This window comes from Runella rosea, assembly GCF_003325355.1.
GTDB classification, from domain to species: domain Bacteria; phylum Bacteroidota; class Bacteroidia; order Cytophagales; family Spirosomataceae; genus Runella; species Runella rosea.
On the sequence record NZ_CP030850.1, the window covers coordinates 2,356,024 to 2,378,584 of the forward strand.

Annotated in this window: 18 protein-coding genes; 11 read left to right on the forward strand and 7 right to left on the reverse strand. The window is 45.0% G+C overall.

Features of this window, described 5'->3' with window-relative positions:
• Positions 1 to 4 precede the first annotated feature (4 nt).
• The 3 genes from DR864_RS10050 to DR864_RS10060 all read right to left on the reverse strand — a co-directional run bounded on the left by DR864_RS10050 (position 5) and on the right by DR864_RS10060 (position 2,524).
• Positions 5 to 739: a (Fe-S)-binding protein gene (locus DR864_RS10050; RefSeq protein WP_114066836.1), complete on the reverse strand. Its 735-nt coding sequence runs from the start codon at positions 737 to 739 to the stop codon at positions 5 to 7.
• Between the two features lie 78 nt (positions 740 to 817).
• Positions 818 to 1,990 (reverse strand): FG-GAP repeat domain-containing protein, encoded by a 1,173-nt coding sequence (locus DR864_RS10055; RefSeq protein ID WP_114066837.1) that lies wholly within the window; start codon positions 1,988 to 1,990, stop codon positions 818 to 820.
• Between the two features lie 183 nt (positions 1,991 to 2,173).
• Positions 2,174 to 2,524, reverse strand: coding sequence for an ANTAR domain-containing protein (locus DR864_RS10060; protein ID WP_114066838.1), 351 nt, complete (start codon positions 2,522 to 2,524; stop codon positions 2,174 to 2,176).
• 434 nt (positions 2,525 to 2,958) lie between these two features.
• Here DR864_RS10060 and DR864_RS10065 point away from each other — a divergent pair, with 434 nt between their 5' ends.
• Positions 2,959 to 3,924, forward strand: a complete 966-nt coding sequence (locus tag DR864_RS10065) for an SGNH/GDSL hydrolase family protein (protein ID WP_114066839.1) — start codon at positions 2,959 to 2,961, stop codon at positions 3,922 to 3,924.
• A gap of 20 nt (positions 3,925 to 3,944) precedes the next feature.
• On the opposite strand, the gene DR864_RS10070 is transcribed toward DR864_RS10065, so the two are convergent.
• Positions 3,945 to 4,394 (reverse strand): GNAT family N-acetyltransferase, encoded by a 450-nt coding sequence (locus DR864_RS10070; protein WP_114066840.1) that lies wholly within the window; start codon positions 4,392 to 4,394, stop codon positions 3,945 to 3,947.
• A 61-nt stretch (positions 4,395 to 4,455) separates the two neighbouring features.
• Positions 4,456 to 5,412 carry a patatin-like phospholipase family protein gene (locus DR864_RS10075; protein ID WP_114066841.1) on the reverse strand — a complete coding sequence of 319 codons (957 nt, stop codon included), beginning with the start codon at positions 5,410 to 5,412 and terminating at the stop codon, positions 4,456 to 4,458.
• Positions 5,413 to 5,737: 325 nt separating this feature from the next.
• On the opposite strand from DR864_RS10075, the gene DR864_RS10080 reads away from it, so the two are divergent.
• Positions 5,738 to 6,712, forward strand: a complete 975-nt coding sequence (locus DR864_RS10080; RefSeq protein ID WP_114066842.1) for a polyprenyl synthetase family protein — start codon at positions 5,738 to 5,740, stop codon at positions 6,710 to 6,712.
• 9 nt (positions 6,713 to 6,721) lie between these two features.
• Here DR864_RS10080 and DR864_RS10085 read toward each other — a convergent pair whose 3' ends face one another.
• The gene (locus DR864_RS10085) at positions 6,722 to 7,078 is read right to left on the reverse strand and encodes a transmembrane 220 family protein (RefSeq protein WP_114066843.1); all 357 of its coding nucleotides are present in this window, start codon (positions 7,076 to 7,078) and stop codon (positions 6,722 to 6,724) included.
• A gap of 181 nt (positions 7,079 to 7,259) precedes the next feature.
• Positions 7,260 to 9,911 (reverse strand): sodium-translocating pyrophosphatase, encoded by a 2,652-nt coding sequence (locus DR864_RS10090; protein WP_114066844.1) that lies wholly within the window; start codon positions 9,909 to 9,911, stop codon positions 7,260 to 7,262.
• Between the two features lie 324 nt (positions 9,912 to 10,235).
• On the opposite strand from DR864_RS10090, the gene DR864_RS10095 reads away from it, so the two are divergent.
• The 9 genes from DR864_RS10095 to DR864_RS10135 all read left to right on the forward strand — a co-directional run bounded on the left by DR864_RS10095 (position 10,236) and on the right by DR864_RS10135 (position 22,529).
• Entirely contained in the window at positions 10,236 to 12,398 is a 2,163-nt protein-coding gene (locus DR864_RS10095; RefSeq protein WP_229599557.1) for a sensor histidine kinase, read from the forward strand.
• A 105-nt stretch (positions 12,399 to 12,503) separates the two neighbouring features.
• On the forward strand, positions 12,504 to 13,832 hold the full coding sequence (locus DR864_RS10100; RefSeq protein WP_114066845.1) for an AAA family ATPase: 1,329 nt from the start codon (positions 12,504 to 12,506) through the stop codon (positions 13,830 to 13,832).
• On the forward strand, positions 13,829 to 14,299 hold the full coding sequence (locus DR864_RS10105) for a hypothetical protein (protein ID WP_114066846.1): 471 nt from the start codon (positions 13,829 to 13,831) through the stop codon (positions 14,297 to 14,299). Before DR864_RS10100 ends, DR864_RS10105 begins: the two co-directional genes overlap by 4 nt.
• Before the next feature lie 141 nt (positions 14,300 to 14,440).
• On the forward strand, positions 14,441 to 18,145 hold the full coding sequence (gene dnaE / locus DR864_RS10110; RefSeq protein ID WP_114066847.1) for a DNA polymerase III subunit alpha: 3,705 nt from the start codon (positions 14,441 to 14,443) through the stop codon (positions 18,143 to 18,145).
• Between the two features lie 58 nt (positions 18,146 to 18,203).
• Positions 18,204 to 18,803: an HD domain-containing protein gene (locus DR864_RS10115; RefSeq protein WP_114066848.1), complete on the forward strand. Its 600-nt coding sequence runs from the start codon at positions 18,204 to 18,206 to the stop codon at positions 18,801 to 18,803.
• A gap of 13 nt (positions 18,804 to 18,816) precedes the next feature.
• Complete coding sequence (arr, locus tag DR864_RS10120; RefSeq protein ID WP_114066849.1) at positions 18,817 to 19,248, forward strand: NAD(+)--rifampin ADP-ribosyltransferase; 432 nt, start codon at positions 18,817 to 18,819, stop codon at positions 19,246 to 19,248.
• A gap of 78 nt (positions 19,249 to 19,326) precedes the next feature.
• A complete protein-coding gene (locus DR864_RS10125) occupies positions 19,327 to 21,744 on the forward strand; it encodes an alpha-L-rhamnosidase-related protein (RefSeq protein ID WP_114066850.1) in 2,418 nt (805 codons plus the stop codon).
• A gap of 18 nt (positions 21,745 to 21,762) precedes the next feature.
• Positions 21,763 to 22,062 carry a DUF202 domain-containing protein gene (locus DR864_RS10130; protein ID WP_114066851.1) on the forward strand — a complete coding sequence of 100 codons (300 nt, stop codon included), beginning with the start codon at positions 21,763 to 21,765 and terminating at the stop codon, positions 22,060 to 22,062.
• An 11-nt stretch (positions 22,063 to 22,073) separates the two neighbouring features.
• On the forward strand, positions 22,074 to 22,529 hold the full coding sequence (locus DR864_RS10135; protein WP_114066852.1) for a GNAT family N-acetyltransferase: 456 nt from the start codon (positions 22,074 to 22,076) through the stop codon (positions 22,527 to 22,529).
• Positions 22,530 to 22,561 lie beyond the last annotated feature (32 nt).

Genomic DNA, 22,561 nt, shown 5'->3' on the forward strand with positions numbered 1-22,561 from the left:
GAAATCATTTCGCATTTAGAATCTCAGCGATGTGCATTACTTTGATGGGCAATTGACGACGGCGAATAACGCCCTCCAAGTGCATCAAACACGACATATCACCTCCAGTCAGAACTTCGGTGCCGTTTTTGACGTGGTCATCTACGCGGTCGATACCCATCCGTACGGAAACAGCTTCTTCGGCTACGCAAAATGTACCGCCAAATCCGCAACATTCATCCACCCGGTCGAGCTTTACTAACTCTAAACCAGTAACCATGTTCAATAGTTTTTCGGGTTTGGAAAATGGCGGTGCCACCAACTCCGACATCTGGGCTACGTGCAACCCCCGCTGCCCGTGGCAACTCTGGTGTACTCCTACGCGGTGCGGGAAATGGGCCGTTAAATTTTCAACCTTTAGGATATCAGTCAAAAACTCCGTGAGTTCATAAATATGCGTCCGCACGTGCGTTGCTTCGCCCTCGCGTTTGTCGTCATGCAGGTGGTCTTTGATGTGCAGCACACAGCTTCCCGACGGGGAAACGATATAGTCAAACTCCGAGAAGTTGTTGACAAACAAACGATTACAGTCATGCGTCAGGTGTTCATAGCCAGAATTGGCCATGGGCTGACCGCAGCACGTTTGTTTGGCAGGATACGAAACCTGACATCCAAACCTCTCTAATAATTGAAGCGTAGCAATACCCACTTGCGGGTAAAACTGGTCTACGTAGCAGGGAATAAATAAGCCGACTTTCATAGCACAAACTTACATTATTCCCCACTAAAATGCTGTCCTGTGGACACCTGTTAAAGAAATTTAATGCGCCCGAAATGGTTACTTTTTTTGCTGCAAAAACACATGCACCCCTTTTTTGTTCGCTACCACAACATCAGGAAGGCGGTCGTTGTTCATATCTTCCGTCACAACGTGCAAGCCTACGCCCGAGTTATTGTCAATTTCGTGGGGCGTCCAAGTGGGCGTTGGGCCAGGTTTGAATTCAAACCAATACAATACCGCTGGCTGAAACTCGCCGGGGTCATTGCCATTGTGCGCAAAATAACGTTTACCTGTCACCAAATCTTTTTGTCCATCGCCATTGATGTCAACTAAACTTAGTCCGTGTGTCTGCGAAAAAGCTTTATATATTTCGTGCTTCGTCCAAGTGGGGTTACCTTGTCCGTCTTTGCCCTGTTCGTGCCACCACATACCATAGGCATGCGCCGAAGTACTGATAACATCTTTCAACCCATCCTGATTTACATCAAGTAGGTACATTTGAGAACAATCTTCGCCCAAATTTGCCTTGTGAAATGCCCAATTCGGCTGTTTACGGTCGGCAGGTGCTTCCCACCAACCTTCTTTGATGAGCACATCAAGTCGGCCATCATCGTTCATATCTACCAAACCAAGGCCGTGGGTAAATCGGTGAGTTCCAGGAATGTTTCCTTCCGCAATCACGGTTTTTTCCCATTGCGTATCACCTTTTTTGGTGGGAGATTTCAACCATATAATCTGTTTTGATTCGGAATCATTACCGACAATATCGGGGCGACCGTCACCGTCGATATCGCCAAAATACGGAGATTCATTGCCCAGCGATTTGCTAATTACATGTACTTTCCAGTGGCCGGGTTTATTCTGGGGATTTTCGTGCCACACCACCGGAATTCCAGGATAATCTACCCGTATCAAATCAATCCAGCCATCCTGATTGACATCCATACTGAAATTCAGGAACGAATTACTGTAGCCGCCATTAACAGTGAAAGTATCTCCTTTGGCAATTTCGTGACGTTCCCAGTTGGGCGCCTGAAACCAAAATGCCCCTGCCATAACGTCCTTCTTTCCGTCATGATTCACATCTCCTACCGCCACGCCTTCCGAAAAGAACATCTTGGTCAGTACTTGTTTTGTAAAACTCACTTCTTTCCCTTTCTGCGCACAAACGGTCGTTATTCCTGCAAAAAGAGGCATGAGGGCAATCAATCCTATCTTGTAATTTTTCATGTATCGGTTTGAATTAGGTGCTGAAACATAAAATGGTCAATCATCAGCTATCTACTTAATTCTGCCTTTACTTTTATCAATTAACAGCTATTTAACCTCCGTATGGTTTACTTACAAAAACAAGTGCCCCCAAAAGTCGGGGGCATTCGTTTTTCTCAAAAGTTAGGTGGAGCACAAGAAATTTCAGATAAGTAGATGAATCATTGCCCGTAAAACGCCGCCCGTAAAAGGCCATTTCAGATACGCCGTCGGTCGATTTGGAATAGGCATTTCCGTAAAACCGCCTTCATTAGCCCCCACAAATACGATAGGGATATTTTTTTTAATTCTCCGCTCAGCGCTCAAAATGAGTTTACTGTAAGAGTCTTCGCAGATAATCAAATCAGGCTGAAGCGTAAAAATACTTTTGAGGAGATCGTCAGATGCCGAAGCCAATACACGTAGTACTTCGAATCCAGGCTCTTCTATCATCTTTTCAATCGGATGGGTACAGGCTGTACTGTCCTGTAGAAGGAGTGCTTTAATGTTTGTCATGAATGAGTTAGGGTAAAGTATTAAGATGCAAAAATATGAAATAGTATATATAAATTTTACAAATGGTATATTTTTATGAATAAATTCTTCAATATTAGAAAGCTATATATCAACATGTTGAGATTTTATTGAACGAATTTTATTCACTCTTCGCTTCTTTGATTTAACTTTACTTTTCAGGAAGAAAACGAAAGTTGAACATTCCAGAAACTATCCTAAATTCTCTTTTTTATCCGATAAGAATTAAAATATATATACGAAAAATAAACCTATTTAGATTTTAGAGACCTACATTCTTTCAAAAAACGCCCACTCCCTATTCTATTGCATCGGAATAATCCGAACAACGGATTCGGAAATAATTACTGAAGTGCAGGGTTAGTTTTCATCCATAATCACTTTGTTTATTAAATTCCCAATTGACTTTTTTAGGCATGAATTCAACATTCAAAAAACACAACCGACGTGCAACTTTTTGGTATATTATTTTCTATTTTTTATTACTTTCTACTTCGGTAGCCAGCGGTCCAAAACCCTTCCCCAAAAAAATCCACCGAATTGTCTTTATCGGCAACAGTATCACCTATGCTGGGCAATTTATCACCGACATCGAGGCCTATCTCCTGACGCATTACCCCAACAGACGTTTTGAATTCATCAATGTGGGTTTGCCCAGCGAAACCGTTTCGGGGCTTTCTGAATCCAACCATGCGGGAGGAAGATTTCCTCGGCCTGATTTGCATGAGCGTCTTGACAGGGTACTCACCCAAACCAAACCTGACTTTGTTTTTGCCTGTTATGGCATGAACGATGGCATCTATTTACCTTTAGACGAAGAAAGGTTCCAAAAGTATCGCGAAGGTATCACATGGTTACACACACGAGTCGCGGGCATAGGTGTACCGATTGTCCACCTCACGCCGCCAATTTATGACGAACTCAAAGGCAAGGCTGTGGGCTATGGTGCCGTACTAGACACCTACTCGGAATGGTTATTGAGCCAACGCAAGGCTCAGAAATGGGAAATAGCCGACCTGCATTTCCCGATGAAAGTCTATTTGGAACAACACCGCCAAAACAATCCCGACTTTGCATTGGCCAAAGATGGCGTTCATCCCGACGCTTTGGGGCATTGGCTGATGGCCAAACAAGTATTGATGTATTTGGGAGAAAAAGGGCTGGAAGAAGCAGAGAACGTCAAAACAACTTTGACCATTCACCCAAACGGAGAGGAAATTTTGCAACTCGTCTCAGAGCGGCAACAATTTATGAAAGACGCTTGGCTGACCTCCACTGGCCACACCCGCCCCGAAATGAAGGTGGGTCTACCAATGGAGGATGCCCGAAAAAAAGCCGAAGTAATCGAAAAACAACTCCGTGAGTTGCTCAAAAAAAAGTAACAAAGCAGATTTTGAAATCGCTAAAAATCCAAGTGACAATTAATCCAGCCCTCGTCAAAGCGGGTACCGTATTTTTTATAAAACTGAATAGCTGGTTCGTTCCAATCCAGCACCTGCCACATCATGCCGGTACATTGGGTATTTTTTGCTTCTTCTACCGTCACGTCAAAAAGTTGTTTGCCCAAACCATACCCACGCATTGACTCCGTCACCACGATGTCTTCCAAGTAGAGGCGTTTGCCTTTCCAGGTAGAATAACGATAATAATACAACGAAATCCCCACTACTTTACCGTCGACCTCCGCCACAAATAGACCAAAAATCGGCTCAGGGCCAAATCCATCTTTGAGCATCATTTCGGGGGTGTTGGTGACTTGTTCGGGGGCTTTTTCGTACAAAGCAAGTTCCTGAACCAGCTCAAATGCCTGGGGTACATCTTCAGCAGTACCTCTGCGAATCGTAATATTCATTCTTAAAATAAATGTATAGTAAAGTAAATTTCGATTTCTCTATTTGGCCGCGGAAATGCGTCTATGCATTTTGCGGGGATTCGCTGGGAGCCGCATTGGGCGTGTTTAGGAGAGGCAACCCATTTTCCTGAATGTATTCAAACCCTGTTTTGTAACCTTGAACAATCAACCGCACAATATCGTCTGAATTAAACTTCAACATATCAAGATGCAAGGGTTCATGCGGACGCACCACCGATAGTTTCAGCGCTCGACCTTTCAGTCCTTCTTTTTCCACGTAGTTTTGCCCCCAGGCAATGTCACTATTAACAATCTGGTTTACGTTAATATCCTTGACCCGGTCCAGCAGTTTCAGCAAATTTCGATAGTTTACAGGCTCATCATAAATATGTTCAGCATGGCAGGCAATGCACACAATTTCGGTGGCTCCATCTTCCAGTGCTGCTTTGAGCGGGGCAACTACCCGAAGCCCTCCATCTAAGTACGCCGCTTTTCGTTGACCTTTGATGTGGATAGCTGGCATCAACGTAGGCAACGAACTACTGGCCATAATATATTCCAAAAAGCTTTCATCTTCGGGCGTGGCATACACCATTTTTCCACTTACAACGTCTACCGCCCCTACTTTGAGTTTAACAGGACTATTTTTGAGAATAAACTCATTAAGGTTTTTTCGGATAAGGGTGTGCAGAGGAGTCGTGTCTAGCAATCCATCAAAGCGGCTCATCAGGGTATCTATTCCCAAGGTCAGGCGCGACCGTACGAGGGCGATGTCTTCGGGACGGGTAATATTTTTAATCCAAAACTCAATCAATTGACGACTAATGCCCGGCCAGTCAATCACCTTGTTCTCAATATGTTGCTTCCCAGCAGCGTTCACCAAAAAGCCAGCGTTAAGGCTACCGACAGAAATCCCGTATATCATTTCGGGTTCAAATCCACTTTCCAATATCGCCTGAATCACTCCCACCTGAAAAGCGCCCTTCAGGGAGCCTCCTCCGAGTACCAATGCCTTCATAGTATGTAATTATTATTTATTAAAAAGGGGCCAATATCGCCCTTTTCTATCCTTTGTTTTGTATTCACAAACAATGCCGTTTTTGTTATTTTACCCTCAAAAATATTTTCTCATCCTAAAAAAAGGGGAATGACATCACAGTTATTGTCACTCGGTTGAAACAAATTATAGAACTTTCGTGTAATGTTAACAGATTTTGTCCCAAATTTGGCGTTTGTCCCATAACAAAACAAGTAAAGATACCGATAGGCTGAATTTGTCATTAGTATACGGCTAACCTGCCCACCCTTTACTCGTGGTTGCCCGTACACTTTTCCCTGAAATTATGTCTCTTTCCATTAAAGATATTCAAGCCCCCATCTCCTCCGAAATGGACGCCTTTGAGCGAAAATTTCGGCAATTTATGAAAAGTGAGGTCATGCTTCTTGACCAAATCATGAATTATATAGTGCGTCGAAAAGGAAAACAACTACGCCCGATGTTTGTCTTCTTGACGGCCGGTATTAGCGGTTCCATCACAGAAGCTACGTACAGGGGTGCGGCCCTGATCGAATTGCTCCACACCGCCACGCTCGTCCACGACGATGTGGTTGACGACTCTAACTACCGACGCGGTTTTTTCTCGGTCAATGCCCTTTGGAAAAACAAAATTGCGGTATTGGTGGGAGATTATCTTTTGTCACGAGGCCTATTACTATCAGTTGATAATCAAGATTTTAGTCTCCTTCAAATTGTTTCTAATGCCGTTCGAGAAATGAGCGAAGGCGAGCTACTTCAACTCTCAAAAGCGCGCCGCTTGGACATCACGGAGGATGTCTATTTTGAAATTATTCGCCAAAAAACCGCTTCGCTTATTTCTTCCTGCTGCGGCGTGGGAGCACGCTCTGCGGGAGCATCCGAAGAATTGGTTGACAAAATGCGCCAATTTGGCGAGAAGGTAGGGCTTGCCTTTCAAATCAAAGATGACCTGTTTGATTTTGGAGATGCCGAAGTAGGAAAACCCCTTGGTATTGACATCAAAGAGAAAAAAATGACCCTTCCGTTGATATACGCCTTGCGTCAAACCACGTGGACCAAAAAACGACAGATCATCAATATCATCAAAAACCACAGCGACAAGCCCCAAAAAGTAGCCGAAGTTATCCAGTTTGTTCGTGACTCTGGCGGGATACAATATGCTACGCAGGCCATGCAAAAACTGGTCGAAGAAGCCAAGACTATTTTACACTCCTTCCCTGAATCAAACTACCGAAATTCACTGGAAGGTTTGGTTCAGTATACCATCGAAAGGAGCAAGTAACAAGCGTCTTTACTTCCCCAATCTGGTGCGCAAGTAAGCCATCACGAGCATTCCCATGCCGCTCACCGTTAATCCCAGAGATTCGCGGGCGAGCTCGATGTTGATGCTCCGCATTTTCATTTCTCCCCAAAATACGCCTTCATACTGCGGCGGCCATTGCTGATAGGAAGCAAAAAAATAGGCCAGTGCCATCACCACAAAAACGTAAGAACGCGGCGCTTTTGCAAAGTAAATACTCAAGCAAGCTGCCACGGCAATACCGTAGATGGGCATCCACACCTGAGGGTCGGGGTCGTTGTATTGAACAACCACAAAATAAACAAACAAAAGGGCAAACAGCAGCGAAACAATCTTAGTTAGGTTCATAGTCAGAAGAAAAATTAGCGGATTTTCAAAGTATGATTTCCGAAGTGCGATTACTAAAAAACGGTTATTGGGTGTGCGAAACGTTTTTGGCAAATTTATAAGTTCACCCTCTCACAAGCAAAAGCCTTGCTCCAAAAACGGTCAGAGCAAGGCTTTTTATGATATAAATCAGGAATAGTTCCTATTTTTTCGTTACCCGAACCGAGATACGGCGGTTTTGAGCACGTCCTTCCTCAGTGTCGTTGGACGCTACTGGATATTGGTCGCCGTAGCCTTCTGAGTCAATCCGGCTGTTGTCAATACCCATCGCTACCAATTCAGCCTCAACGGCCGCCGCGCGGTCGCTCGATAGTTTGAGATTGGCATTGGCATCACCTGTGTTGTCGGTATAACCACCCAATTTGATATTTACCGCAGGAAACGCTTTCATAATTTCGGAAACATTCTTCAATTGCTCCTGCGACTCCGGCTTCAACGTTGCCTTACCTGTTTCAAACAATAAACGGTCAAAATCAAACCAAGTCGTTTTATCAACGGGTTTGTCAGAACGAATAAAGTCAATCAAGCCTACTTCAATGGGGTTGCCATTAGCGGCAATGTTGAGTTCTAAGCCGTTGTCAAGTTTCAACGTTGCGGCGCTGGTGATGGTCCCGTTTTCGTTATTTTTGGTTACGTTTACCTCCATTGTTTCTTTCATGGCAGCATGGTCATGGCCACCTTTTACGGCGATATAAGGAGCAATTACCAACGACACGATAGACATCAATTTAATCAGAATGTTCATAGAAGGACCCGAAGTATCTTTGAATGGATCCCCTACGGTATCTCCCGTTACGGAAGCCTTGTGTGGCTCCGACTTTTTGAAGTACATCTGACCATCAATCATTACTCCTTTTTCGAATGACTTCTTAGCGTTGTCCCACGCGCCACCGGCATTTGATTGGAAAATCCCCATCAATACACCTGACACGGTCACCCCTGCCAACAAACCACCCAATACTTCGGGACCCATGGTAAAGCCGACAAGTACTGGCGTAATCAAGGCAATCGCGCCTGGCAAAATCATTTGTTTGATAGAAGCCTCGGTAGAAATCGCTACGCATTTTTCGTATTCGGGTTCGGTTTTGTATTCCATGATACCGGGAATCTCGCGGAACTGACGACGAACTTCGTTCACCATTTCCATGGCAGCTTTACCCACCGCTGAGATACACAACGCACTAAAAATAAACGGAATCATACCCCCTACAAATAAGCCCGCCAGTACGTCGGCTTTGTAAATGTCAATTTGGGTAATGCCCGCAATTCCAACGAAAGCCGCAAACAATGCCAACGAAGTCAGAGCTGCCGAAGCAATTGCAAAACCTTTACCTGTAGCGGCAGTGGTGTTACCAACGGCATCTAAATTGTCGGTACGCTCACGAACTTCTGGAGGCAACTGCGACATTTCAGCGATACCACCTGCGTTGTCAGCAATCGGCCCGAAAGCGTCAATCGCCAACTGCATGGCCGTCGTAGCCATCATTCCGGCCGCCGCGATAGACACACCGTAAAGACCCGCAAACTTGTACGAAAGAATAATACCTGCCGCCAACGTTAAAATCGGCAACACCGTTGACTCCATACCAACGGCCAAACCGCCAATGATGTTGGTCGCGTGTCCTGTGCCTGATTTTTCGATGATTGACAACACGGGACGCTTGCCCATAGCGGTATAATATTCGGTGATGTAAGACATCAACGCACCTACAACCAAACCCACGACGATTGCATAAAACACCCCATCAGAGGTAAATTCAAAGCCGCGCAAGTTGAGGGTCTCGGGTAATATATTTTTTACTAAAAAGTAAGAAGCCACAAACGTAATACCAATTGAAGCCCAGTTGCCGATGTTCAAAGCATTTTGTACTGATGAAGTTTCCCCTTTAATCCTTACAAAAAATGTTGAAACTAACGACGCCAACAGACCCACACCCGCAATCAGCATCGGGAGCAATACTGGCGAAAAGCCTCCGTAGTTATCTTCTACGCCAATTTCTTGGCCTAAAACCATTGTTGCCAAAATAGTGGCAACATACGAGCCAAACAAGTCGGCACCCATACCCGCTACGTCACCTACGTTATCGCCCACGTTGTCGGCGATGGTGGCAGGATTACGAACGTCGTCTTCTGGAATACCAGCTTCCACTTTACCCACGAGGTCGGCACCCACGTCGGCTGCTTTTGTATAGATACCCCCACCCACACGCGCAAAAAGCGCGATGGATTCCGCACCCAACGAAAACCCAGCCAATACTTCGATGGCGGTTTTCATTTCGTCGGAGGTAAGCGGTTTACCCGCAGCAAAGATGTTATAAAACAAGATAAAAAGGCCTCCTAAGCCCAAAACCGCTAACCCTGCTACACCCATTCCCATCACGGAACCACCCGTGAAAGAAACTTCAAGGGCTTTGGCCAGCGACGTCCGCGCCGCCTGCGCAGTACGTACGTTGGCTTTGGTGGCGACTTTCATACCGATGTAACCCGCAGTAGCCGACAGCAATGCACCAATCAAAAACGCGACGGCAATGAGGGGTGAAGAATGGATAGGATGCTCAGGCGTACCTTCATCAGAACCCAACCAAAATAATAAAACGGCCGTGGGAATGGCGAAATAAGCCAGGATTTTCCACTCGGCTTTAAGGAAAGCAATGGCTCCGTCGGCAATGTAGCCAGAGAGTTTTTGCATGTTTGCGTCACCGGCTGGCTGGTTCGACACCCAGCTGAAACGCCAGGCCGTATACAATAGCCCCAAGACACCAAAAGCAGGAACGAGATAAACGATATTATTCATGCGTAGTAGTTAGGATATTTGATTTAAGGTTTAAAAAAAATTCGGGCAAATATAGCAGAACCTAACCCATTTACCCAATGCCCAAGGTAGGAATTTGCTTATTTTATATCGCTTTTGTACTATTTTTACGAGAATCGAGACTTTATGAATACCCTATTTTCAGCCTCCGTGGGCAAATGCCCATTTCTCATTTCAACGCAAATAGGGTCTTTTGAATGTCCGTCTATGCAAACCAGTGTATGTCTTATTAAAATATAATCATTGTTGTCTAAATTTGCCAAAGCGGCTTCGGCCCTCCATTTAGCTGCAAACAGCCCCTTATCTATGAAAAGACTGCTTTTCCTCTGCCTTTTTTTACTTCCGTATTTAGGCCAATGCCAAAAAACCGGAATTACTATTCAAATGGGGCAGCTGTTTTTCAAGGATGACCACTGGAAATTTATGTCCGGAGATTCGTCAGCATGGGCGAATCCAAGCTACGATGATCGTCATTGGAAAAAAGCAAACAGCTCATTACGGGACAATAAGGCTCTTTGGAAAGCCAAAAAAGGCTGGTTCAGGCTAAAATTCAACCTTTCTAAAAAGTCCTTAAAAACGGACTATTCCCTCATCATAAAACAATTTGGCTACTCCGAACTGTATTTAGATGGGAAATTGGTGGCGACAACCAATACCTCTGACCCACAGGATTCAGCATCGCAGCTCAGGCTCATGCAAATCCCGTTTACCGTCCAAGACACCAATACCCACGTTTTAGCCCTGCGATACTCATTTCGCTCGTCTCCCCTCTATTATGCCTCAACCGATGAGGACGCATTCAAGCTTTGGCTTGAACCATCGCATCAGTCCATGCTCAACCAATTGGTCAATACTGCTTGGAATGCGGGCGTCGGCGGTATGCTGGCGGGATTGTTCGGGATACTCTCCCTGCTTCATTTTCTTTTTTTTCGCGCCAATTCTAATCAAAAGGTACACCTGATTTTGTCGTTTGCTACTCTCTGTTTTACCGTCATGTTTGGTCTAAGCATGGTAGATGGATTTACTGGAACCTTAACGCAAAAATCATTGCTGGATGTAGGGCAGATTTCAAGCATTCATTTGGCTTTTGGTTCATTATTAGCTGCTGTTTATACTTATTTGAAACGACGACACAGTTGGCTCTTTTACTTTATTATTACCTCATTAGTAGTTAGTTTTGGCTATCAATGCTTTATCGGGCCTTTCCCTAATGGCCAATTTTTCATTCCTTTTTTTCTGGTGCTGATCGATTATATCAGAGTGAGTTGGCTGGGAAAACGGCAGGGTGATTCCCATAATAAATTACCTTGGAATTCGCTCCGTTTCTCCTTTTTTGCTTTACTGCTGTTGATTCTTTCGGGAATCATCATGGGGATTGTACAAGGCCTCACCGGACTGGGAGACAATGCTTTTATCTTAGCTTTTGTGCTGCTTATTTTTGTTTTTTCAGTAATGCTGAGCATTCCTATTGGCCTATCGCTCTCGCTTGTACAGGATTATACCCATACGTACAAGTCTATGCAGCTGAATCTGGAAGAAGTCCAAAAACTTTCGGCCAAAACATTAGCTCAAGAGCAGGAAAAGCAGCAGATTTTGGCTACGCAGAATGAAACCCTTGAGCATCAGGTCAATGAACGAACCGCCGAACTGAATCAATCGCTCGAAACCTTGAAAGCTACCCAAGCCCAACTCATCCAAAAGGAAAAAATGGCCTCATTGGGAGAATTGACCGCGGGCGTAGCCCATGAGATACAGAATCCGCTCAATTTTGTCAATAACTTCTCAGAAGTATCCGTGGATTTATTGGACGAGCTACAGGAAGAAAGGGAAAAATCTCCCGAACAACAAGACCCTGAACTCGAACAGGAAATACTGGCCGACTTACGACAGAACCTCCAAAAAATCACCCATCATGGGCAGCGGGCCAGTTCGATAGTACGCAGTATGCTCGCGCACTCGCGCACATCGTCGGGACAAATGGAGCCAACCAACCTAAACGCCTTGGCCGACGAATACCTGCGGCTCGCCTACCACGGCCAACGAGCAACCCACCCAACTTTTAACTGCCAATTAATCACCGATTTCAGCACCGATATTCCGACGCTCAACCTTGCCGCACAGGACATAGGACGCGTATTGCTCAACCTGTTTGGCAATGCCTTTTATGCCCTTCACCAAAAACAGCAATTTATTGCCGAAGCCTACGAGCCAACCATTTGGGTAAGCACCACATTAAAAGACCTTAAAACGGTGGAAATACGTATTCGAGACAATGGTCTGGGCATTCCGCAAGCCATTATTCAAAAGGTTTTTCAACCGTTTTTTACCACCAAACCTACGGGCGAGGGCACTGGACTTGGCCTGTCGTTGTCGTACGATATTGTCACCAAAGGCCATCAGGGAACGTTGGACGTGACGAGTACCGAAGGAGAAGGTACGGAGTTTGTCATCACACTGCCTGTTAAATAAGTCATGAGTAAAACCAATCTGAATAAAGTGTAAAAATGCCTAACTTTGGTTTTTGTTAAGCAATAGATAAAAGGAGATACCAGCATCAAATGACTTCCCAAAGCCATGGAACAAATACTCATAAAGAACTTTAAAGCCATTGTTAATAAAGAAGAGCGACCTATTAATGTCAAAAAAATGACGGTCTTGATGGGAGAACAGGGCAGTGGTAAAAGTACCGTAGCAAAGTTGGTTTATTTCTTTAAGACAATCCGTGAGGAAATACTTACTCCTTTCATCGGCAATTTTTTGGTAACTGAAGATAACTTAAAGCAAGTTATAGAAGGACAAATCTACAGCTATTTTATTACACTGTTTGGCTCTTCCAGGCGTCTTACAAATTTTGAAATCACTTATTCTTACGCCAATGACGAATTTATTAGGATCAGCCAAATTGAAACAGGAGAATTGAAGATTGAGTTTGAGCACTGGCTCTCGAAGTTGAACAAAGCCATTGGACTCAATCGTGAATTAAAGCGTTTAGATAATGCTTTTGGCGATTTGGAAAGAAGAGAAAGAGATAGGTTTGTTAATGGTATCGTTAAGATAGTCAATAATCTTTTCGGAAGTACTCAATTGAATCTTTATTTACCCGCAAGTAGAAACGCTGTGATTTCACTAGGAAATCATTTATTAGAAATTTACTCTAAATTAGACAACAATTTATCAGCATCTAATGACAAAGAAGCTCACAGATATATGTCTGAAAATGATATTATATTATTGAAATTTATTCAATACAACCGTTTTTTAAGAAACAAGTTTCTCCAATCAGGCAATTTTCAAACCTTCATTGAGGACGAGAAAGAACTAAACCCAGAACTTGATTGTACAGATTCAGAAAAAATACTCACGCGAATTGAGGCTGTTTTAAAAGGACACTATCTAAATGACAGTGAGGGCGAAAAACTGACGCTAAATGACAATCAATTCGTTTTTCTCCAAAATGCTTCTTCTGGTCAGCAAGAAAGCATCCGGACTTTCCAAGATATTTTCTTGCATGTGCTCTATAGTGACCCGGTATTTCGGGTCATTGAAGAGCCTGAATCACATCTATTTGCTGCTGCCCAAAAAGAGTTAATCGAATCCTTAGCCATATTAGCCAACAAAAACCCTGAAAGCCAACTACTCATCACTACTCACAGCACATTTATTCTTCGGGTGCTTGATAATTTGCTGAAAGCATTTCAAATTAATGACAGTGATGCAGAACGAATCATTGACCGGGCAGCATGGCTGAACTTCGATGAATTTGCTGCCTACAACTTAGTAAACGGAGAAATAGAGGATGCGCTTAACCAAGAATTTAAGGGAGTAGATGCCCGTCTGTTTGATGACGTTACCCAACAAATCAGTAATGAATTTGATGAATTGCTAAATATCCAGTATCCGTGAAAGAGGGCGAAAGCATTTACCACAAAATTAAAAAAGAAGAAAAATGTTGTTCAACCAAGCGCAGTGTAAATGAACACGGTAAAACATTTTCCATCAATTGCAGCGATAAAAACATTAATATTTGTTGTGTAAAACTGGACAAATGTCTGATAACTGCAATTTCAAACCAGAAACAATGTGACTATTTGTTTATGAGTGACAGGAATAATAGCCCTACTGATTACAGTTATTATTTTGTTGAACTGAAGGGAAGCGGTTGTGATGCAGAAGGGGCTTTTGAGCAAATCCAACAAGCCGTTCATTATATTAAAAGCCGATTTGGGGCTATCCCTAAACACCAAATTTGGGGTTTTATTGTTGGTGGTAAAGACACCCAAAACATGAGTCGTTTAAAAGAAAGATTTAAAAGAGATATCGGTAAGGAACTCAAACACAGCACCGGTATACGATATGAACATAAAATATAAGATACGCTTACAAACCTATACAATCCTCCCACCTACACTGCCACAGCAACGGCCGTCCGAACCCAATACTCATTGCTCGACGGCGCGGCTGATAGTTTGAAGACTTTATTTGATTATAAAAACATTGATTAATACCCCAACATGCAATTCTCCCACCTCCACTGCCATACCCAATACTCCCTGCTCGACGGCGCGGCTGATATTAAAAAACTGTTTAAAAAAGCCAAAGCCGACGAGATGCCCGCCATCGCCATTACCGACCACGGCAACATGTTTGGCGTCTTTGAATTCGTGGCCGAAGGCCACAAAACGGGCATCAAGCCCATTGTGGGCTGTGAGTTTTATTTGGTAGAAGACCGCCACAAAAAGCAGTTTACCAAAGAACAAAAGGACGTACGCCGCCACCAACTGCTGCTGGCCAAAAACGCCGAAGGCTACCGCAACTTAGCTAAACTTTGCTCGTTGGGTTTCATCGAAGGCATGTATGGCAAGTATCCGCGTATCGACAAAGAACTGTTGGTAAAATACCACAAAGGGCTTATAGCCACTACCTGCTGCATTGGGGCAAGTGTGCCGCAAGCCATCATCAAAAAAGGCGAAGAAGCTGGCCGACAGGAGTTTAAATGGTGGTTGGATCTGTTTGGCGACGACTACTACGTCGAAATCCAGCGTCACGGTATCCGCGACCAAATTGTTGCCAACGACGCCCTGCTTAAATACGCCAAAGAGTTTAATGTCAAGGTGATATGCTCCAATGACAGCCACTATGTAGAGCAAGACGATGCCAACGCACACGATATTTTACTTTGTGTAAACACTGGCGATAAACAAGCCACACCCACCAATAAGGACTTTGACGACGCTAGCCCGATGCCCAAGGGCACACGATTTGCGTTTTTCAACGATGAATTTTATTTCAAAACCAAATCCGAAATGCTCAAGACGTTCAGCGACCTACCCGAATCGCTGGACAATACGCAGGAAATCGTGGATAAAGTAGAATTGCTGAAGCTCAACCGCGACATTCTGCTACCCAACTTTCCTATTCCAGAAGAATTTAAGAAGCACAGCATTTCCCAAATGATTGACTTCAACGGTAAGATGAAAGAACTCACCGCCGACGTACTCAATCAGTGGGAATACCTCAAACACTGGACGTTTGAAGGCGCGCTGAAAAAATACAAAGAAATTACGCCCGAAATTGAAGAGCGCCTCAATTTTGAGTTGAACACCATCAAAAACATGGGTTTTCCTGGCTACTTCCTCATCGTGGCCGACTTCATTCAGGCGGGCCGCGATATGGGCGTGCTCATCGGCCCCGGACGTGGCTCGGCGGCGGGAAGCGCGGTGGCCTACGCGATTGGAATCACCAACATCGACCCCATCAAGTACGACCTGCTGTTTGAGCGTTTTCTCAATCCTGACCGTATCTCCATGCCCGATATTGATACGGACTTCGACGACGAAGGCCGCCAGAAAGTGATTGATTATGTGGTGCAGAAATATGGCAAAAATCAGGTGGCACAGATCATCACCTACGGCACCATGGCCGCCAAATCGTCCATCAAAGACGTGGCGCGGGTCATGGACTTGCCGCTGGCCGAAGCCAATGCCGTGGTAAAGTTGGTGCCCGATAAGCCTACTTACAACATGAACCTGAACAAGGTTTTCAACGTACCTATCGAAAAAATGGCGGAAGTCATTTCGCCCGACGAGGTCGAAAACCTGAAAAAACTGCGCGAAATGCTCAAAGGCAATGACCTGACAGCCAGAGTGTTGAAAGAAGCACAGAAACTAGAAGGCACTGTCCGCAACGTGGGTATCCACGCGGCAGGAATCATCATTGCCCCCGAGGATTTAACCAATCTGATTCCAGTTAGTACATCAAAAGAATCAGAATTGCTCATTACGCAGTACGAAGGAAAAATCATTGAAGATGCGGGCGTTATCAAAATGGACTTTTTGGGGTTGCGCAACCTCACCATCATCAAAGAAGCCCTGCGCATGATTGAGGCCAACCACGGCGTCAAAATCGACATTGACTATATTCCCCTCGACGACCCCAAAGTTTTTGAACTCTTCCAACGCGGTGATACCAACGCCGTGTTTCAGTTTGAATCCGACGGCATGAAAAAATACATGCGTGAGCTGAAACCCGACCGTTTTGAAGACCTTATCGCCATGAACGCCCTATATCGTCCTGGCCCGATTGCCTATATACCCAACTACATCAACCGTAAGCATGGACGTGAAAAAGTCGAATATGACCTTCCCGAAATGGAAGAATATTTGGCAGATACCTACGGGATATCGACCTATCAAGAACAAATTATGTTGCTTTCTCAGAAGCTCGCAGGCTTCACCAAAGGCGATGCCGACGTGCTGCGGAAAGCGATGGGGAAAAAGCAAATTGAGGTCTTGAACAAAATGAAGAGTAAGTTTTTGGAAGGTGGCAAAAAAAATGGCCTTGATGAAAAGAAACTCGACAAAGTTTGGACCGACTGGGAGGCCTTTGCATCGTATGCCTTCAACAAATCGCACTCGACCTGCTACGCGTTTGTGGCTTACCAAACGGCCTATCTCAAATCGCACTATCCGTCGGAATACATGGCGGCGGTGATGACGAGTTCATTGGGCAACATTGAAAAACTCACCTTCTTTTTGGAGGAATGTAAGGCCATCGGCCTGTCGGTACTGGGCCCCGACGTCAACGAATCGGAGCGCCGCTTTGGCGTCAACAAACGCGGTGAGATTCGCTTCGGGCTGGGCGGTATCAAAGGCACGGGCGACGCAGCCGTGGAAAGCATCATCGAAGAGCGCGACAAAAACGGCCCTTACAAAGATATTTATGATTTTATGACCCGCGTCAACTTGCGGACGGTCAACAAGAAAACCATCGAATCGCTGGCCTACGCGGGGGCATTTGATTTATTTGAAGACTTCCACCGCGCGCAGTATTTTACGACGATAGACGGTGAGCAACAAAACCTCATCGAAAAACTCATCCGCTACGCCAACGCCGTACAGGCCGAAAAATCCAACGCCCAAGCCTCGCTGTTTGGCGGTTTTGGCGGCGGTCGGTCCGACATTGCCCGCCCCAAAGCGCCCAACGTGGAGCCGTGGGGTGATATTGAGCGACTGCGTTTTGAGAAAGACGTGGTAGGCTTCTACATCTCAGGTCACCCGCTTGATATGTTTCGACTTGAACTCGACAACTTCTGTACCTGCACCCTCGACCGCGTCATGGCAACCTCGGAGCTCATCGAAGCGAGCGACGAGGAAAGCCCCGAAACCACTGGGCCCGTCAACGTCGAAATCGGCGGGAAGCCGCTGCTGTTTGGCAAGGATGTCACCGTGGCGGGTATTGTGAGCAGTTTTCAGATTCGGACCACCAAAACAGGCAATCCGTTTTGTATCTTCAAACTGGAAGACTACGCCGGCTCGATGGAAATGGCGCTTTTCGGCGAAGATTTCGTGAAGTTTTCGGCCTACATCCAAACAGGTCACTTCCTCTTTGTGAAAGGCAAAATCCAAAACCGCTGGAAGTCAGAAGACCAGTACGAGTTTAAAATCAGTTCGATGCAGCTGCTGAGCGAAGTGCGCGAAAAACTCACCAAAGAAATTCGGTTGCAGTTGGATCTAGACCTGCTCGACGGGGTGTTGGTGGCCAAGCTCAACGAAGCCGTGCAGGCGCATCCTGGCAACTGCTCGCTGTCGGTTTCGGTATTAGACAACCTCACCCGCACCGAGATAAAACTCCAATCCCGCCTTCACCGCGTAGCCCCCACCAACGCTTTTTTCAAACTGCTGGAAAGCATGGGCGGCGTGAAGTTTTCGGTGAATTGATGGATAATTTTAACAAATATTACACCAACAATAAAATTCTCCCAAGATTGATAGAACAATGCAGGCTGACAATTTATTAAAACAGGTAAGCTTCATCAAAGAGATAGACAAGTTAAAATACATTCAACGTAAAACTAAACTATTCAACAGCGACAGACACGAAAATGATGCTGAACATAGTTGGCATTTAGCGATGATGGCAATTGTATTGGCCGAACATTCAGACAAACCCATTGACGTGCTTAAAGTTGTAAAAATGGTTTTAATTCACGACATCGTAGAAATTGACGCAGGCGACACTTTTATTTACGACGCTCAAAAAAACCATACAAATACCGACGAAGAACTTATTGCCGCAAAACGAATATTTGGGCTTTTACCCGCAGAACAGGCAGAAGAATTTATTGCCATTTGGAAAGAATTCGAAGAAGGTGTGACAGACGAAGCAAAATTTGCAAAAGCAATGGACCGATTTGAACCATTGCTACAAAACACCTCAAATAACGGCGGCACTTGGGCCGAATTTAATGTCCCCTATCAAAAAGTTTACGATAAGAAAAAAGCAATTAAAGAAGGTTCTGCATCTATTTGGAGCTATGCAGAAAATTTAATCAACGAAAGTGTGGAAAAAGGAATTCTAATCAAAAAGGTTGACTGATCGCAATATAACAATGCAAACAAATAGCAGTGAGGACAAGCCAGACCTGAGTTCACCGAAGTTTTATCATGGCACGAAGGCTAATTTGAAGCAGGGAGACCTGATTGAACCTGGCTTCAATTCAAACTACGGCAAGGGTAAGAAGGCGTCTTATGTCTATCTAACCGCCACCTTGGATGCAGCCATTTGGGGAGCGGAACTTGCCTTGGGCGAAGCGCCCGGTAGAATTTATATCGTAGATCCAACTGGCACCATAGAAGATGATCCCAATCTGACGGATAAAAAGTACCCCGGCAACCCAACCAAGTCTTACCGTACGAAGAGCCCACTTCGGGTCTCAGGTGAGGTCACTGATTGGCAGGGACACGCTCCCGAACAGCTAAATGCCATGAAGGAGCACCTTGCGCGACTGAAGCAACTTGGGATTGAAGCAATCGAAGATTAAGTGAATGCACGAAACCAAGTCAGATGGCGTGGCGTGTCGGTAATTCTGTTAATTTAGGGGCGATAATTATTCAAACCTATGATGAAACATAAATACTTCCTTGGATTCCTTTTCGCCTCAGGAATCAGCCTTTACCTTCCTGCGCAAAAGGTTATTCCGCAAAGCATTGCTCCCGTTTTTGCCAATGCAGAAAGCATTACGGGTCGTTCAAACTACCTCGACAGTCCTTTCAACACCGCTGGTGACCGGCTCTACATGGTAGGGCATCAAAACGGCACGTTTCCTGATTTGGGCTGGCACGTCAAAGGCGAAATGGGTGGCATTTGGCACCATCCCATCAAACTCATGGATGGTTTTGAAGCAAGCGTCACCGTCGATGATGCCACTATAGCCCTTACCAAAGCCGATGCGTTTGTCAATTACCCGTTTGGCAATAAACATATTTTCAATACTTTTTCAGAAAAAATAACCGTCGAACGCCTTCAATTTGTGCCCGATGGAAAAAGTGCGGTCTACATTGAGTTTTTGGTCAAAAACAAGACCAACAAAAAACTCAATGTGTCGCTAAATATCAAAGCCATTTCCAACTTAATGCCCGTTTGGCTAGGTGAGCGCACCGGAATGGTGGACGGAAAAGATGCGGTAAACTTTCGTTCGGCGGACAATTTCTGGGTCGCCAAAGACGCCCTCAATCCGTGGTATGCGGTGTATGGTTCTAGAATAACTGGTACTCCCTCAGCCACTTCCGAAGCTAACCCTACAAAACCCAACGTCTCGACAACCCGTACTCAATACACCTTTGAAATCGCCCCTAATGGTGTTTTTAGCTTTCCGTTGATTATTGCGGGGTCTTCCAAAAGCGAAGCCGAGGCCATACAGGCATTTAAAGAAGTGCGCGAAAATGCCTTTGCGTTGGTTTCAAAAAAGAAAGCAAGATTTGAGCAAATCAATCAAAAATCCCGCATTACGCTCAACGACAAAGAACTTGAAACTGCGTTTCGATGGGTCAAATACAATACCGACTGGCTCATTGTCGACGTGGCGGGCCAAGGCCGGGGTGTGAGTGCAGGCTTACCTGATTATCCGTGGTGGTTTGGCGGCGACATGGTCTACACCCTCAGAGGGTTGATTGCTACTGGCCAAAAGTCGCTGACTTACAGCACGATTGACCTCATCCATCGAATCTCCGAAAAAACCAACGGCAATGGCCGAATCGTTCATGAAGTATCCACTAATGGCGCGGTTTTTAATCCAGGCAACGTCAACGAAACCCCGCAATTTGCGTCACTAATTTGGGATGTGTTTTGCTGGACGGGCGACCGAGTATTTCTGAACAAATACTTTCCAGGCATTGAAAAAGGGCTGGATTGGCTCCTCAAAGAAAACGACAAAGACGGCAATTCGCTGCCCGATGGCTTTGGAATGATGGAGATTCATGGCATGAATTCCGAAATGATTGACGTAGCGGCTTACTCCCAAAAAGGCTTTGCCGATGCGGCTCAAATGGCGGCGATTTTGGGAAAGAATGCGTTGGCAAAAAGCTACCAAGGCAAAGCAGACCTCATCAAAGCAAAAATCAATAAAGACTTTTGGGTGGAGGAATTTGGCTCGTATGCTGATTTTATCGGCACCAAAGAACAAGCATTACACTTGGTTCAAGACGCCATCGTGCGCGCCGATACCCTCAAAAAACCTTGGGCGGTCAAAGAGCTCAAAGACACAAAAGCCAAGATTGAGACTTACGAAGCAGGCCTGAAAAAGGGCTTTGTGATGCACCACAACTGGGTCGTAAATACCCCGATGGAAATGGGCATTGCCGACAAAGAAAAAGCCCTTGCAGCGTTGGAAACCGCCAAAAAATTCACCAATCCCTTCGGAATGTTTGTGACGGGCATCGACCGCGACGAAACAGCTGGCACCGACGAAGGTTCCTTTGCCGCCGTATCTGACAAAAAAATATTTACCTACACGGGGGCCGTCATGACGCTCCCTACGGGGGTGCAGGCCGTATCCGAAAACAACTACGGTCGCCCCAATGAGGCCTATAATTTGCTCAAAAAGATGACAAAGTCGTTTAGTTACGCATTTCCGGGCTCCATTTATGAGGTTTCGCCCGACTACGGCATGATGACCCAAGCCTGGAACATGTACGCTTTTGGGGAGCCCATCATCAAGCAGTTTTTTGGCATCAAGCCCCTCGCCTACCAAAAACAAATCACGCTTTCGCCGCTGCTCCCCACGGCATTGACGGAAGGAAAGATTGAAAATGTGACCGTCGGAACAAATGAAATTTCGGTGGCGTTCAAACAAGCAACAGACAGTGCTACGTTTAGAATCAACCAAAAATCTGCCGAATGGAAAATCGTTTTGTCCCAACCCAAAGGCAAATACAACCGATGGATTTTGAACGGCAAACCAGTGCAACCTAAAACCTTTGGTGACACAGAACAGATTTCAGTTTCGGGGAACGCTGTTCATTTAGAGCTTATTAAATAAAAAAACAACCACTAGAAAATGGACAACGCCCAAAACAAGGACTTGATTTTACGGGAAAAATTAGCCATCCAACGCACAATTTTGGCCAATCAATCCACCTTTTTGTCATTTTTGCGCACGTCCATGTATTTTCTGGTGGCTGGGCTCAGCATGAAAAGTCTGTTGAAAATAGAAAGTGCTTTGTCCATTCAAATCATCTTCTTTGGGTGTTCTTTTATCCTTCTCACCGTGGGTATCATCAACTATTTCCGGCAAAGCATAAAAATAAAGGAAAGTGAAATCCACATTGGCAATTACAAAAAAGAGCATCTCGACTAAATACCAACCAAATGGAGATAAGAAAATACAAAAGTGCTGATCAAGAACAGATTATCCAGCTCTTACGTCTCAACACCCCCGAGTACTTTTCGCCCACCGAAGAGGAAGATTTAGTCTATTATTTAGGCCACCACGTCGAATATTATTACGTGGTGGAAATAGACGGCGTGGTGGTTGGTTGCGGTGGCATCAATCTCGCCGACGACGGCATCACAGCCAAAATCTCTTGGGATATTGTACATCCTGACTATCAAGGAAAAGGCATTGGCAGCGCTTTGACAAAGTTCAGAATCGAACGAATCAAGGAAATAGAAGGGATAAAAACCATTTCCGTCCGAACATCTCAACTGGTGTATCCTTTTTATCAAAAATTCGGTCTCGAACTTAAAGAAATCGTGGAAGATTTTTGGGCCGAAGGCTTCGATATGTACCGCATGGAATGTGATTTAGAAATGACCCAAGACTAGATTTACTCACGCAAAGTCGCCGAGAACCTACT

Coding starts and splice junctions, on each gene's coding strand:
- DR864_RS10050 (WP_114066836.1), bottom strand. CDS start 739: ATGAAAGTCGGCTTATTTATTCCCTGCTACGTAGACCAGTTTTACCCG.
- DR864_RS10055 (WP_114066837.1), bottom strand. CDS start 1,990: ATGAAAAATTACAAGATAGGATTGATTGCCCTCATGCCTCTTTTTGCA.
- DR864_RS10060 (WP_114066838.1), bottom strand. CDS start 2,524: ATGACAAACATTAAAGCACTCCTTCTACAGGACAGTACAGCCTGTACC.
- DR864_RS10065 (WP_114066839.1), top strand. CDS start 2,959: ATGAATTCAACATTCAAAAAACACAACCGACGTGCAACTTTTTGGTAT.
- DR864_RS10070 (WP_114066840.1), bottom strand. CDS start 4,394: ATGAATATTACGATTCGCAGAGGTACTGCTGAAGATGTACCCCAGGCA.
- DR864_RS10075 (WP_114066841.1), bottom strand. CDS start 5,412: ATGAAGGCATTGGTACTCGGAGGAGGCTCCCTGAAGGGCGCTTTTCAG.
- DR864_RS10080 (WP_114066842.1), top strand. CDS start 5,738: ATGTCTCTTTCCATTAAAGATATTCAAGCCCCCATCTCCTCCGAAATG.
- DR864_RS10085 (WP_114066843.1), bottom strand. CDS start 7,078: ATGAACCTAACTAAGATTGTTTCGCTGCTGTTTGCCCTTTTGTTTGTT.
- DR864_RS10090 (WP_114066844.1), bottom strand. CDS start 9,911: ATGAATAATATCGTTTATCTCGTTCCTGCTTTTGGTGTCTTGGGGCTA.
- DR864_RS10095 (WP_229599557.1), top strand. CDS start 10,236: ATGAAAAGACTGCTTTTCCTCTGCCTTTTTTTACTTCCGTATTTAGGC.
- DR864_RS10100 (WP_114066845.1), top strand. CDS start 12,504: ATGGAACAAATACTCATAAAGAACTTTAAAGCCATTGTTAATAAAGAA.
- dnaE (WP_114066847.1), top strand. CDS start 14,441: ATGCAATTCTCCCACCTCCACTGCCATACCCAATACTCCCTGCTCGAC.
- DR864_RS10115 (WP_114066848.1), top strand. CDS start 18,204: ATGCAGGCTGACAATTTATTAAAACAGGTAAGCTTCATCAAAGAGATA.
- arr (WP_114066849.1), top strand. CDS start 18,817: ATGCAAACAAATAGCAGTGAGGACAAGCCAGACCTGAGTTCACCGAAG.
- DR864_RS10125 (WP_114066850.1), top strand. CDS start 19,327: ATGATGAAACATAAATACTTCCTTGGATTCCTTTTCGCCTCAGGAATC.
- DR864_RS10130 (WP_114066851.1), top strand. CDS start 21,763: ATGGACAACGCCCAAAACAAGGACTTGATTTTACGGGAAAAATTAGCC.
- DR864_RS10135 (WP_114066852.1), top strand. CDS start 22,074: ATGGAGATAAGAAAATACAAAAGTGCTGATCAAGAACAGATTATCCAG.